Genomic DNA, 14,450 nt, shown 5'->3' on the forward strand with positions numbered 1-14,450 from the left:
ATGACAGATAAAAAAGTGTTAAAAATACAATTTTACTTAAATATTATTTTAGCTGTTGTACTTCTATTTAAATACAATGATGTTTATTTTTGGGGATATTTAATAATATTGGTTTTAACTCTACTATTAAGTAAAAATGCGAAAGCTTTTAAATTACTTAGTATTATTTTTTTTCCAATAATTTTTGTGGATCAATTTACTTTTTTAATTAATCTGCTGATTAAATTACTGCCACATTTCATTACTATTATTTATTTCTTATATTTTATTGGAGCATTAACTTTAATTGTTCCAGTTACAAAAGAATCATATGCGAAAATAAAAACTCCAATTTTTCGACTTTTAGCGTCGAGCTGGCTTACAGTAAGTGTTCTTGCGACAAATGTAGTTGTACTTAAAAATATAGAACATGATACTTTTCTGTATGGTTTTAATAATTCAGCTATAACTAATGGATTAGTGGTTTTTGTTTACATGTACTGCGTAATTAAGAGTTGGGGATATAGATTTTATTTTAATTTACCTTTTAATTTTTCTAATAAGAAAAACATAATTATGTTAATATTAACTGCTTCTTTAAGTATATGGATTATTCTTTTTTCAGCTTTTAATTTTATGGCAATTAATTGGAGTGAAGTTTTCTGGAATTGGAATTTTTCGTTAATTAACCCACTAGATTCAAAAAAAGTAAAGAATGTATGGGAATTACTATTTTTTTCTGCTAGAGCCGGTATTGCGGAAGAAAGTGAACGTTATATAAACTTACTGCTTTTATTAATTATTTTTAAAAGTAGAAAATTACGTGTTGAATGGTCAATCTTAGGAAGTAGTTTTATTTTTGCTTTATCACATATATTGAACGTGTTTTCTGCTCCTCCATATCAAATGAAGCCAGATCAAGTTGTACATCAAGTCGTTAATGCCTTTGGTATTGGTTGCTTTTTAGCAGTTTTATTTTTATACAGTGGAAAGTTATGGCTAACAATGTTAATTCATACATTTGCTGATATTGTAGCGCTGTCGATTACTTCTATTGGAATGATTGGTGAAACTCTTTTAGATCCCTTTACTCAGACGTTTATCGATTTAAGTAGTTGGTTAATTTTGGCAGCAATTTTGTTTCTTTTTAATAAGCAAACTGTTAAACATACTGCTACAATTCTTACAAAAAATAAAAATATATAACATTAAATTTTTAATATTATATAAAAGGCTAGAGCTAGTTTAATAAGCTGTTTCTAGCTTTTTTGCTTTAGAAAATACTTGAATTTGAATTAAGTGCTTAGTATTATTATTAAAAATAAATTATTTTTAATTAAAAGGAAGGAGGAAAAATGAAGACGAAAAAAGTTATAACAACTATTGGAGTAGTGTCCTTAGGATTAAGTGCATTAAGTTTGACCTCACATAAGGCATCTGCAGCAGAAGTAGGTACTGATACTGTATCTTTTGCTGTGAAAAGAAATGCACCAGTGAATGTAAATAGTGTTTTAGAATCGAAACTTTTTCCTAACGGACGCAGAAATTACTTCTTAAATCCTGATAAAGGTGGAACTACTTATCTGTGGGACACGCCAGGAGGGACATATCGTGATCCACGTCAACTTTATGGTAAAGGTGGTGTACATTAGGATATTTAAATTGTCTGAGAAAAACATATTTAATAAATATAAAAATCCTATTAAATCATAGTAGATTAATACCAAGATTTAGTAGGATTTTTAACTTCTGAGCTTTTACTGGATATATATTTTTAGACCTTAAACTTTTAATATGGTGGAAATTTTATGAAACACAGTAGAATATTACAAATCCAAATTTATTTAAATATTGTGATTGCGATAGTTATGTTAACAAATTATCATACAATCAAAGATTGGATTTATATAGGGATATTGATTATAGTTATTTTAATAAATAAATTTATAAAAATATCCCAAGTAGTAAATATTGTATTTTTGCCTATGATTTTTGTAGATCAATTTGGTTGTTTCATAGATTTACTTATAAAGGATTTACCTAAGTTAACAGTAATTCTATTCTGGATATATTTTGTTGGAACAATATTTGTATTAATTCCAGTCGTTTTGGTTGAATATGGAAAGATAGAAAAACCTATTTTTCGTTTGATAGCATCAGTATGGGTAACATACATGCTTTCAGTCATTGGTAGTCCACTTTATTTACGAACTTTGTCTCAAGCAAGCGTATTAGTAGGTTTAAATAGATCAGGGATTGTATATGGATTAACAACTTTAGTATACGGATACATTGTTCTTAAAAAATGGGGTTATAAGTTTAGTCTGAATTTGAACACTGCATTTTTTAGTAAAAGAAAAAATATGATAGTATTTCTGCTATTAGTCGGATGTACTATTTATATAGTTCTGTGTGAAGTATTTAGTAACATGGCGTTAAATTTGCAGGAATTATTGTGGAGCTGGGATTTTTCTTTAATTAATCCATTTGATTCAATTTATTTTAGAGAACCATGGAGAGTGCTTTTTGATGCAATTGATGCTGGTATTGGTGAAGAAACAGTTCGATATATAAATATTTTGATCTTATTGATGATTTTTAAAAATAAAAACGATCAAATCGCGTATGCTATTGTAGTTAGTTCAATTTTATTTGCCTTACCACACATTGGTAGTGCGTTTGCTGGAGAGCATCGATTCTCTCTCTTAGGAACAATATTACAAGTAATTAACTCATTTGGCTTCGGATGTTTTATGGCTACACTTTTTCTTTATAGTGGAAAAATATGGATACCAATGATTATACATGCTTTGAATGATTTCTTAGTTTTCTCAATTACGCCTCTTGGCACTAACAACGCAGGAATTTTTTATAGTGAAATAGGGCAAGTTTTAAAGGTATTAATATTTGTGTTCATTTGGATAATATTCGCAATAATTACATTTACTAAGAATAAAGATATCATTCGCAATAATGTCCAAATCTTGACTCGGGTTCAAAAAACAGATTTGACAATTTCGCGAAGCAAGTTATAATACAAACAAATAAAATAGCCAATTAATTGACTATACAAGAACTTTAATTTCATAGAATAGAAATGCCTCTAGTATAAGTTAAATACTAGGGGTATTTTTGTCTTTAAGGGAGGACTACAAAATTGGATGAAAAGGAGAAGCTAAAACTAAAAAGATCGCTTAAAAGCCGTCATGTAACAATGATTGCAATTGGTGGAGCAATTGGTACTGGATTATTCTTAGGATCTGGTACAGCTATTCAAAGTGCTGGTCCATCAATTATCTTGTCATATCTAATTGTTGGAATTATTAGCTTTTTTATGATGAGAGCTTTAGGAGAGTTAATTCTAGCAGATCCTGAGCAGCATTCATTTATTGAATCAGTAAAAAAGTACCTGGGAAATAGAATGGAATTTGTTGCGGGGTGGACTTATTGGTTATGCTGGCTTAGTTTAGCAATGGCTGATTTAACTGCAACAGGAATTTATTTGAAATATTGGTTTAAAGACTTACCACAATGGGTAGGGCCTTTAGTAATCGTTGTTCTGTTAATGCTTGTTAACATGGTTAATGTTGGATTATTTGGCGAGCTTGAAAGTTGGTTTTCAATGATTAAGGTTTTAGCTATCTTAGCCTTGATCATTACTGGAGCGATTCTACTCGTTATGCATACCAAAATTGACTCTAGAACAGTTTCTCTTACTAATCTGGTAAATTATGGGGGCTTTTTTCCAACAGGCTCATGGGGCTTTTTAAAGTCATTTCAGATGGTAGTTTTTGCCTTTGTCGGAATAGAAATTGTCGGTTTAACAGCAGGTGAAACGGCCAATCCAGACAAGGATATTCCCAAGGCAATTAATACTTTGCCAGTCAGAATTGGATTATTCTATGTTGGTTCCATGATTGCTATTATGGCTGTTTATCCTTGGAATAAGATTGTTACTACAACTAGTCCGTTTGTACAGGTTTTTGGCGCAATTGGGATTCCTGCAGCAGCTGGGATTTTAAACTTTGTTGTTTTAACGGCAGCAATGTCCGCTACTAATAGTGCTATCTTTTCAACTAGTAGATCACTATATGCACTTTCACGTGGAAATAATGCCCCTAAAAGATTTGGAAAGTTAAGTAGAAAAGCGGTTCCTAATAATGCCTTGACCTTTTCATCGTTAATTTTATTTATCGTTGTAATTCTGAATTATATTATGCCAGCACAAGTTTTCGATATTATTTCTAGTGTATCAACAATCAACTTTATTATGGTATGGATAATTATTATGTGGACGCATTTGAAATATCGCGCAGAAAATAAAGGAAAACTAGGTAGCTTTAGAATGCCGGGATTTCCAATAACTAGCTGGGTTACAATCATTTTCTACTTAGTAATTTTAATAATTTTGGCGCTAATCCCAGCAACGAGACTACCATTACTTATCTCAATTATTTTTATTTTAGCTTTATCATTGAGCTACACTTTTTTAGAAAGAAAAAATTAAATATCACGTAAAGACTGACAAATAAAATTGTCGGTCTTTTATATAGCATTAAATTTGAAAAAAAGCAAAATCCTATCTCGTTATTAGTAATAGGGCTTGGTATAATGATTGTAATTAATGCTGTGAAAACGCTATACTGTATAGGAATAGAATAATAATAACGAGGCAAAGGATATGGCAAGACAAAAAAATTTAGCAAGACGACATGAAATACTGCGCAATACTTTTATGCTCCTGAAAAAAAGAGGCATGGAAAATGTATCACTACAAATGATTGCAGATAAATCTGGCATTTCTAAATCACTACTCCAGTCATATTACCCACATAAGAATCTATTAATTACCGAAATTGTTACTAATTTTATGACAGCAGTCTTAAAGAGTTTAAATGCGACTGATTTCAAAAATTTGAATACATATTCTAAGATGAAAATCTTCATTTATTTGATTTTAGAACAAGGTATCCAAGATGAAGGCGTTGAACGCGTTGTCAAAAGTATTTTAAGTGATGGTGATTCATTGGATCGCTGGAGCCAGATTCTTGATGATTGGCTTAAGCATGAAGGCGTTAAGCATGATTTGGGAAATGATCGTCAAGTTCAGATTGGTTTAAACTTTATTGTTACAGCTGGAGGAGGTCTATACGTAAAACGGACTGAATTTGATTTAGATGCTGATCAAATTTCTGATATAATGGTAAAAACTTTTATGTCAACATTTTTATCAATAGATGAGTCAAAGATAAGTCAAACACTTGCAGAGGCTAAATCTGCCTTACAAAAATACGAATTAACTACTTTAACTCAGGCTATTAATAAAATGTTCGACAATTAATTTTAAGGAAGGTCGAGGAAATGGCAGTACGCACACGCAGTGAGCTGCGTAGAATTGATCAGGCTCAAACTGTGCATGATAAAAGATCTTTTGGAATTGCAATCTTTACAATTGTGGTTTTGTTTTTCAGCTTAGTAACTTTTATGAACCCGATTTTTATGAGGAGTCAGATTGCCAAAGAAAGCAATGGAGTTGTAGCTGAACGCTATATCAATCAGAAGTTTGATAATTTCGCTGCAGCAATTGGTGCTGATCGAAGTAGTAACAACAGTACTAATAATCTATTAACTGTTGAGCAAACAAGACCGATTGCGAATGCAATGATTGACTATACTTTGGGAATTCATTTATTTAGAGCAGAAAATTCTAGCTTAGCTAGTCAAATTCGTAAGGTTATCTTGACTAAAATTGATGACAATTCTTCCATGGAAGCTAAGTCTGTTCAGGAAAAATTGAAGAAGAATAAGGAAAGTGGGCTTTACGCAATTATTACAAGCTTTGGCTTGGCTAATGCCACTTTAGCAGCAAATGTTGAGCTTGTATTTTTGATTTTAAATATCTTGGTTATCATTTTTGTGGGCATCTTAGCTTATCAACAAATTAAAAGACTCAAAGAAATTGTTTCAACTGGGCGCTTAATTAATATGTTTGCCGCTGGAGGGATGAGAGCATCACTAGGATTGATCGTGATTTTTGGACTATTGGCGTTCATTCCGACAATTTTCAATGTTGAAGGTTTGATCTTGAATATTGGCTATTTTTTGGAGATAGCGAGTGGCATTTTCTTAGAGTTAGTAATTGTCGGAGTAGTTTTGTTTGTAATTAGCACTGTTACTTGGCAGCTTACGAGTGCAAAATAATAAGAAGTTAACGAATATACAAAAAAGGTCTCAGGTTTTTACCTGAGGCCTTTTTCTGGGAAATGGCGCCGGATTGGATGATCTTAATTGTATTCAAGTAAGTGTAAAGTAGTTAGGGTATAAAATAATTGTAATATGCAACAGCCATAACGGCTCTTGTAAGGGTCCTCAACCATTTCTCACTACTTATTTTTACAGTAATTAGGGTTTAAATCAAGTTGAAAGGCCTAATTATTCTTAAATAATATAATATGTTCAGCTTGTGCTGAAAGAATATTCTAAAATTATAAATTCGTTACTTTAAAGCCTTTTTCAAGATGTTAGTTTATTAATTATTCTGCCTGATCCACTGGTTTTTGCCGAGATAATACCAAGTTATATGATCGGTAGTAATTGATTGACCATAAGCGTAACTTTTTCCAGAAGTAACATGATTGGCAGTGCGTTTTCGTAGATTTGGATAAGGACTAGTATAAATATTTGTATCAAATGACTGGTTATTGATATTGACTACACCAGCAGTAAAATCTGGATTGTTGTAAACATAAAAATTATGAAACCACTGATCATTGCCTAAGTTGTAGTAAGAATAACCATCTTGATAAGAACGGCCAAAAATCACTGTATTCATCTGGCGCTTTTTATTCAAAGAATCACGTAGTTTTTCTGCTTGAAGTAAAAGAGCTGATTTAATTGTTGTAGATGAATCAGGATCAGCTACTTGGTTTAAAATTTTGCGAGTTGTCTTGTCGCTACTATCTTTAATATTTTGCGAGGAGGATATTTTTTCAGAGCTCTTTTCTCCGTTCTTAGTCTTAGTGTTATCGTTTGAAGTTTTTAGTTTAGGCTGATTAGCAGCAACTTGATTAAATAATTTAAAACTATATTGGTAGACATTATCAATATTTACGTTATATTCATGCCCTGAAACTAACTTAATATCTCCTGGGAAGTAAGTGATAATTGTTTTGAAGTAGCCATATGCCTTATTACTGAAATTATTAACATTTGTGGCTTGGCTAACTTCGCCTGTATCTAAATCGGTGACGGTGATTTTAGGAATACCGGAGGTAGTTTTATCAGATAAATAAAGAGACCAAGCAATGTTATTTCCTTGAAGTAATTCTATTGGGAAAACGCCACTATTAGGATAGGCAACGGCACTTTTAGCAGCAGCCTTATAGCCATCGCTTGAATATGCAACTTGCTGGACTGAATAGCGGTAGCTATTTTTACCGTATGCTGCACCAATACCAGTGGTAGTAAGTCTACTTGATAAAAGCCACGCACGATGTCCAGTATCCGATCCATCAAGATTATAGGTATCAGTTAATAAATCTGTGATTACATCACCAGCAGATTGATTGCTTACATTAAAATTCAAATTAGAGCTAGCAGAAACATTTTTGGCAATTGTCCAGTAAGTATCGCTAATATAGTTCGGTCGTGTTTCACTAGGTAACCCGTGTTGATTAGTAAATGGGTTAGCCTTAATTGCAGCCATAACACTTGCGGTAATTTGCGCGTTGTCATTATCTGTCTTATTTGTAGAAATACTTGGCAGATCAAACAAACCACGATAAAAATTAATATAGTCTAATTGAGAATTAATATAAGAATTAGTAACAGAACCAGGTGAAAATGGTGCTGTTAAGTGAGGGCTACTTGCATAAAGATTACCAGAATTAAAAGTTTGTTTTGGTAATCTTGAATATTGATTTTGAATTCGATGAACTTCTTGGATTTCATCTTTGGTAAATGTTGCGGCCAGCGCTTCGCTAATCGTAACGGTACTAGTTGTAGCACTGAGTGTAATAGCAACTAAAAAAGCGGTGGCTTTTTTTGTAAAATTCATCTTATCTCCTTTGCGGGATTTATTATTAGAGTAATAGTAATATATATAACTTAATTATAAAAAATTTTCATTCTTTTGAGACTTTTTTTCAAAAATAATGCATTATAGCGTCACGATTGTTTATAATAAGGTTTCGAGGACAAAAAGGAGATAAAAATATGACTGACAAAATTAAGGTAGGTTTGATCTTCGGTGGAAATTCTTCAGAATATGAAGTTTCTATCATGTCTGCCCACAACATTTATGAGGAAATTGATACTAATAAATTTGATGTTTATCCAATGTGGATTACGAATGATGGGTATTTGGCTAATGATGCCGATTCTCGCAAAGTCTTAGACAATCCTAAAATGGAAGTAGCTAACCCTCATAAAGTAGCAAATATTTCTAATATTGTTGAATTAAAAGATCGTCCTGAAATTGACGTATTTTTCCCAATTGTACACGGAAACTTGGGTGAGGATGGTTGTTTACAAGGTTTATTTAGAGTTCTAGATAAGCCATTTGTTGGGGATGATGTCTTAGCTGCAGCTGTAACGATGGACAAGGAAATGACCAAAATTTTAGCTCAACGTGCTGGTGTTCCTGTCGCAAAGTGGATTGCAGTTAAGCGTTTTGAATATAACGATCCAGATAATGAAAAGTTAGACTATGAATACGTAGCTAGTCAATTAGGCTCAGATTTATTCGTTAAGCCATCAAATCAAGGATCTTCAGTTGGTGTAAGTCACGTTACTAACGAAAAAGAATACAAGGTCGCTTTAGCTGAAGCTTTTAAATATGATGATAAGGTTTTAGTTGAAGAAACTGTTCACGGTACTGAAGTAGAAACTGCTGTTTTAGGTAATGATAAGCCAATCGTTGCTGGTGTTGGTCAAATTATTAACGCCAAGGATTCATTCTATACTTATGAAAATAAGTATGATGATGATTCAACTTCAACTTTAGAGATTCCAGCTAAATTGCCTGAAGGGATTGTTGAAAAGGTTAGAAAAAATGCTTTAAAGGTATTTCAAGCAACTGAATGTAGTGGCTTAGCACGTATTGACTCAATGCTTCGTACGGAAGACAAGGAAGTTGTTTTAACAGAAGTAAATGCTCTTCCAGGATTCACTAATATTAGTATGTATCCTAAACTATTTGAAGAGGTTGGAATTCCATATACTGATTTGATTACTAAATTAATTGACTACGCAATGGAACGCTACGATCACAAGAAAACTTTGTTACATAAACATGATTAAACTTAGTTTAAGTAAAGGGAGAATTTAGGATGGCAAGCGACCATAATTTTGAAGAACTTGAGGCCCCAGCAAAAACGGCGGAAGAACTTCATATTAGCGTAGCAACATTAAGAAAGTATTCCTTAATTGTTGAAAAAGTTACTGGAAATAAAGACTACTATGAGAGGACTAAGCAGAAGTCTCGCTTATATTCAGCTAAAGATATTGAAGACCTAAAAGCTTTTAAAGCTCTGTCTAAAAAAGCTGATCTGACTTTACAGGAAGCAGCAAGACAAGTTTTTGCAGTGAGTGATAAAAAAGCTGAAGAAGCCAAAAAGGCTGCAAAAATGCAAAAAGAAGTAGCAACTAAGACTGCTACTGTAGATGCTGATCAAGTAGTTAAGCTTTTAACTATGCTCCAAAATACGATTGCAAGTCAAAATCAAGCAATTCAGGATTTGCAAAAGCAAGTAGCGCGCGTTGAAGCTCAAAATAAGAAGTTAATTGATAGCTCACACCAATTAGCTGAGCCAGAATCAACAGATTCACAAAAAGAAGTTCAAGCTAATAAAGATCAGGAAGCTGCCGATAAGATTACTGAAGAACAAAAGAGTGAGCAAGAGGCTCATGAAGAAATCTTAAGAAAAGCTAGAGAGAACGAAGAAAAGCGTCGTAAGCAAAAAGTAGAAGAGAATATTCATCGTACTTTAGCTCAGATGCAAATTCATCCCAAGAAAAAACACCATTGGTGGGATCGCTTTTTTAATTAAAAAATAGGATGCCTGTTTGTAGGCATCCTATTTTTATTCGTCTTCAGGTTCAATAATTAATGACTCTGCTAACAAAACGTCGTTATATAGATTTAAAATATAGGTTCGATATTTGCCTTCCTTTTGTCCAATCATTTCTAGATATTCGCGTTCAATCGCAAAAGCCCTAAAAAAAGCAAGACGCTGTAGATACTGTTCTGATTTGCTTAGGTTAGGCTGGTCAATTGTCTTTAGCAGAACTCGTATATACTCACGCGTTTTAACAACTCGTTTTTGATTAAGTAGGGTATAGATAACATGGCGTTTTACTCTTTGCGGTAAATACATTTTATGAACGGCAACTAAGGCGCGTTTAACCATTTCACTTCGTATTTTATCCATTACGATGTGGGCCTCTTCGTCACTGACATTATGCGGAAGAATAAATTGAAAGACAATTGTTGGAACAAGCATACTTAAAATAATTAAAACAGCCTCAGACATGATGACTAGGTTATAACTTTGACTTCCTAGGAAGTCAACGCTTATCGTTAATGCTAATGCTAAAGTAACTGCACCATGAATCCCTCCAAGTGAAAAGACTATGCTTTCTCTTCGATCATAACGAATAATTAAGCGACCATATAGGTAACGAACTAGCAAGTTGGCAAGGTAGACTATAATGCCAACAATAATCCATTTAGCTAGATCTCCATTAAAGAGCTTATTACGTGAAATTCTTACCATCATCAATCCTAAAATAATGAAAACCATACTATTAAAGATGTCAGAAATAAGATTTTGTAAGTCTTGGCTCATATGAACCTGTCTTGAATTAAGCAATAAGCTTTGTTGAGATTCTGCATTATGTAAGAGACCAGCAACCACCACTGCGATAATTCCAGAGACATGGAGATGTTCTGCTAGAGCATACAAAGCTAATGGGGTAAGAATATAAATAAGATTTTGAGCATTTAAGGAATTAAATCTGGATCTGACAAGAGTCTGACGAAAAATAATTATTACCCATGCTACAGCGAAACCTAGAATTGCACCGCCAATCGAAGAAATACAAAAGTCCTGAATTGTCTGTCCATAATTAATATATCCATTTGCAAACCAAAGAAGGCTCATGTTGAGCAAGATAATTCCAGATGCATCATTAAAAAGTGATTCAGCCTTTAATGCTGACGTTACACGGCGAGGCATTCTTAGGCCATTAGTTACTGCTTCACTTGCTGTGGCGTCTGTTGGCGTACTAATACTGCCAATAATAAATGCAAGCGGTAAGCTAACGTCAGCAAGCAGATGAATGCTAAAGCCGCTTACAATTAAAGCTAGTAAAACCATGATAATAGTTAGCCCAATTATCTCTTTAATACGTCTACCAACGTTATGAATCCTAGTCTTTTGTCCTTCAAAAAATAAAAGTGGCGCAACGATCAACTCCATAAAAATTTCTGAATCAAAACTAGCTATTTGTTGGTTTAAAAAGGGAATAAGACCAATAATAATTCCGATGATCATACTTATATAGTTAACTGATACTTTATCAATTGCTTGAGCAATAATAATACTGATAGCAGCTGCAATTGCTAGAGTAAAAGTTGAAATCATAAGTTCCATAGTTTAGATTTACCTCAGATAAATTACTATTTTTTAATAATTAGTAAAAACTTTTAATGCTACTATATTAGCATACTCACCATTTAGGTTATTAGGGAAGGTGAAGATGTGAAAAAGAATCAAAAAGTTTGGCTTAGTTTAACGACTTTAATTGTTGGCATAGTTTTTACGGTGATTACGTATTTTTCTACAACTTTTGCTAGCAAGCCAATTGCTGTAATTACCGATAATCACATTCAAGACACGCTAATTAATAAAACCAAAGACAATTATGAAAATAAAGATGAAGTTAGGCAACAAATATTGCATTTAAAAATCATCTCAGGAAAATACCGAGGTAAGAGATTCGTTGTTACCAATACCTACTCTCCTTCACAAGCTGTTTCACAAAAATATCGTCCTCATCAACGTGTGATTGTATCTTTTATTAAAGAAAAGCCAAAATTAGTTGAACCTAAACGTGATTGGGTAGTTGTCTTGAGCATGTTTTTAACTATTAGTCTGATCATTTTAATCACCGGAAAACAAGCTAGTTTATTGTTAGTTTCAATGATTTTGAATAGTATTATTTTTTATTTTGTGATTAAGAATGATATTAAAGAAAATGGAACCAAAATTTTCTTAGTTTATGGTATTGCAGCTATTTTGTTTACTTTTATTTCCCTGATAATTGTACAAGGATTTAATCAAAAGATGCTTGTTACACTAGTTGCTACGCTTCTAGGTGTTTTTGTGTCGTTTGGAATTTTTTATTTAGTTATGAGATTGACACATGAACGCGGGATTGACTATGAAGCAGTTGATTATGCAACGCAAGATCCGCGCGCGCTATTTTTATCTCAGACCATTTTAGGAGTTCTTGGGGCAGTAATGGATGAAGCAACTGATATTGTTTCGAGTCTTTATGCGTTAGCTAAACATAAGGTTGACTTAACCTTTAAGGAGTTATTTCTTAGTGGCCGTACATTAGGACAAGAAATTATGGGACCATTAATAAATGTATTAGTACTGATTTTTATGGCCGAAGCACTGCCAATGACAATTTTGTATCTAAGAGATAATAATACTTTAGTTTATACTTTTAAATATACTCTTTCTTTAGGTGTAATTCAGAGCTTAAGTTCAGCGATAGGCATAGTTTTAACTGTGATTTTTGCCACTCTTGCTAGTTCTGTCTTTTTAAAAAATAAAAAAATAGAGGAGGCAGCGAAATGACAACTTTAACGGCTCTATTGATAATTCTCTTAATTTTAATGATTATTGTTGGTGGAAAAACGGGCCTTAAAAGTTATCTTAGTGTGGTTATTAATGCCTGTTTGATAATTCTTGTTGCTTTGTTAATTTCTTGGGGAGTAAATATAATCTTGGTAGGAATAATTTTTATTCCTTTAAAATTATTAACAATTATTTATTTAGGGACACACGATTATACTGTAGCTAAGAACGCGTTTTTAACCGCTTTATGCGTGAGCTTGATCGTAATGCTGATAATTATCCTGCTTGAAAGCTTAGCTCAAACTCAGGGCTTTGGAGACCAAGCAGGAGAAGAATTAATTGGTTTATCGTTGAATGTAGGAATTAGTTTCGCTCAAATAGCTATTTTAGTTGCAATTTTTTCAATGCTAGGGGCAATTGCAGAAGCAAGTGTAGCGATGAGTGCAGGCTTACTTGAATTAAAAAGGCACGATCCGAATATTACGCAGAAGCAATTGATCAAGAGCGGAAATGAAGTTGGTTCTGATGTGTTAGGAACAGCCATGAACACAATTTTATTTGGTTTATTTGGTAGCTTTTTGCCAATATTTATTTGGTATATGAGGTTAAATTATTCATTATTTGAGATTTTAAATGATAAACTTTTTGTAGATGAATTCTTAATTATTGTGTATTCATTTATCGGCGTACTTTTAACAGTCCCATTGACAACAATACTTTTAGCACATACGTTGACGCATAATGAACTTAAGAAATAAATAGCATAGAGGCTTAGCAAGATGAAAGTAGAGTATTTAACACAAAAAAATTTTAATAATCGCGAATTTAAAATCACGTATTATGGATTACAAGATAATCCGCAGCTTTTGCAAAAAAAGAGACCATTGATACTCGTTTTCCCTGGAGGAAGCTTTGACCATTTATCTTTAAGAGAAGGAGAACCAGTAGCATTGGCATATGCAGCTCATGGTTTTAATGCTGCCGTTGTTTCATATAATCTAACTACCGATCCAGGTAAAATATATCCTGATGCAGCCTTATCAGGATTAAAAGCTGTTTCTTATTTTAGAGAAAATAGTGAAAAGTTAGGAATTGATCAAGAGCGAATTACTACAATTGGATTTTCTGCTGGCGGTCATGTTGTTAGTTCAATGAACGTGATGGCAGAAAGTGAAAAATGGCAGGCAAAATATGATTTTAACCATGATCAAGTAGCGCCTAATGCCACAATCTTGGGCTATCCTTTAATTAATATTAAAGATATTGGTTTTCCGTTGCCAGCTGATGCTAATCAAAAAATGCCTACTGCTAAAGAATTATTAGATACAGCTTTAGGAGTGACGCCTGATACGCCCCCCGACTTTTATTTTCCAAGCTGTTGATGATCCAGTTGTCTTGATTGATAATACAATCGAATATATTACAGCTTTAAGAAAGAAAAAAGTTCATTTTGAAGCACATTTGTTTAATAAAGGCGGCCATGGCTTTTCACTTGCTACTCCTGAAGTGGCTGTGGCTGGACGTGAGCCCGATTCGCATCTTGCACATTGGTTTAAACTAAGCCTTGAATGGTTAAAAGATAGAAAAATTTATATTTAGTTT

12 protein-coding genes and 1 pseudogene are annotated in these 14,450 nt (G+C 32.9%); 11 read left to right on the forward strand and 2 right to left on the reverse strand.

The window, feature by feature from the left end; translation table 11 throughout:
• The 6 genes from F3I00_RS00610 (at position 1) to F3I00_RS00635 (ending at position 6,180) form a co-directional block, all read left to right on the forward strand.
• Positions 1-1,185: a CPBP family intramembrane glutamic endopeptidase gene (locus tag F3I00_RS00610; RefSeq protein WP_020806648.1), complete on the forward strand. Its 1,185-nt coding sequence runs from the start codon at positions 1-3 to the stop codon at positions 1,183-1,185.
• A 149-nt stretch (positions 1,186-1,334) separates the two neighbouring features.
• Positions 1,335-1,631 (forward strand): hypothetical protein, encoded by a 297-nt coding sequence (locus F3I00_RS00615; protein ID WP_003649637.1) that lies wholly within the window; start codon positions 1,335-1,337, stop codon positions 1,629-1,631.
• A 156-nt stretch (positions 1,632-1,787) separates the two neighbouring features.
• Entirely contained in the window at positions 1,788-3,014 is a 1,227-nt protein-coding gene (locus F3I00_RS00620) for a CPBP family intramembrane glutamic endopeptidase (protein ID WP_020806647.1), read from the forward strand.
• A 122-nt stretch (positions 3,015-3,136) separates the two neighbouring features.
• Complete coding sequence (locus tag F3I00_RS00625) at positions 3,137-4,486, forward strand: amino acid permease (RefSeq protein WP_020806646.1); 1,350 nt, start codon at positions 3,137-3,139, stop codon at positions 4,484-4,486.
• Positions 4,487-4,735: 249 nt separating this feature from the next.
• Positions 4,736-5,320 carry a TetR/AcrR family transcriptional regulator gene (locus F3I00_RS00630; protein ID WP_020806645.1) on the forward strand — a complete coding sequence of 195 codons (585 nt, stop codon included), beginning with the start codon at positions 4,736-4,738 and terminating at the stop codon, positions 5,318-5,320.
• A gap of 20 nt (positions 5,321-5,340) precedes the next feature.
• Positions 5,341-6,180 (forward strand): hypothetical protein, encoded by an 840-nt coding sequence (locus tag F3I00_RS00635; protein WP_003649633.1) that lies wholly within the window; start codon positions 5,341-5,343, stop codon positions 6,178-6,180.
• A gap of 328 nt (positions 6,181-6,508) precedes the next feature.
• Here F3I00_RS00635 and F3I00_RS00640 read toward each other — a convergent pair whose 3' ends face one another.
• Complete coding sequence (locus F3I00_RS00640; protein WP_020806644.1) at positions 6,509-8,035, reverse strand: CAP domain-containing protein; 1,527 nt, start codon at positions 8,033-8,035, stop codon at positions 6,509-6,511.
• Between the two features lie 158 nt (positions 8,036-8,193).
• Between F3I00_RS00640 and F3I00_RS00645 the strand changes: the two genes are divergently transcribed.
• Positions 8,194-9,279: a D-alanine--D-alanine ligase family protein gene (locus F3I00_RS00645; protein ID WP_020806643.1), complete on the forward strand. Its 1,086-nt coding sequence runs from the start codon at positions 8,194-8,196 to the stop codon at positions 9,277-9,279.
• A gap of 29 nt (positions 9,280-9,308) precedes the next feature.
• Positions 9,309-10,028 (forward strand): hypothetical protein, encoded by a 720-nt coding sequence (locus F3I00_RS00650; protein ID WP_003649630.1) that lies wholly within the window; start codon positions 9,309-9,311, stop codon positions 10,026-10,028.
• Positions 10,029-10,061: 33 nt separating this feature from the next.
• Here F3I00_RS00650 and F3I00_RS00655 read toward each other — a convergent pair whose 3' ends face one another.
• A complete protein-coding gene (locus tag F3I00_RS00655; protein ID WP_020806642.1) occupies positions 10,062-11,633 on the reverse strand; it encodes a sodium:proton antiporter in 1,572 nt (523 codons plus the stop codon).
• Between the two features lie 108 nt (positions 11,634-11,741).
• Between F3I00_RS00655 and F3I00_RS00660 the strand changes: the two genes are divergently transcribed.
• The 3 genes and pseudogenes from F3I00_RS00660 to F3I00_RS00670 all read left to right on the forward strand — a co-directional run bounded on the left by F3I00_RS00660 (position 11,742) and on the right by F3I00_RS00670 (position 14,447).
• Positions 11,742-12,848, forward strand: a complete 1,107-nt coding sequence (locus F3I00_RS00660; protein ID WP_020806641.1) for a YibE/F family protein — start codon at positions 11,742-11,744, stop codon at positions 12,846-12,848.
• Positions 12,845-13,606: a YibE/F family protein gene (locus F3I00_RS00665; protein ID WP_020806640.1), complete on the forward strand. Its 762-nt coding sequence runs from the start codon at positions 12,845-12,847 to the stop codon at positions 13,604-13,606. Before F3I00_RS00660 ends, F3I00_RS00665 begins: the two co-directional genes overlap by 4 nt.
• Before the next feature lie 21 nt (positions 13,607-13,627).
• A pseudogene (locus tag F3I00_RS00670) lies at positions 13,628-14,447 on the forward strand (alpha/beta hydrolase).
• Positions 14,448-14,450: the final 3 nt, after the last annotated feature.

This window comes from Lactobacillus sp. JM1 (assembly GCF_009834385.1).
In the GTDB taxonomy this organism is placed as follows: domain Bacteria; phylum Bacillota; class Bacilli; order Lactobacillales; family Lactobacillaceae; genus Lactobacillus; species Lactobacillus paragasseri.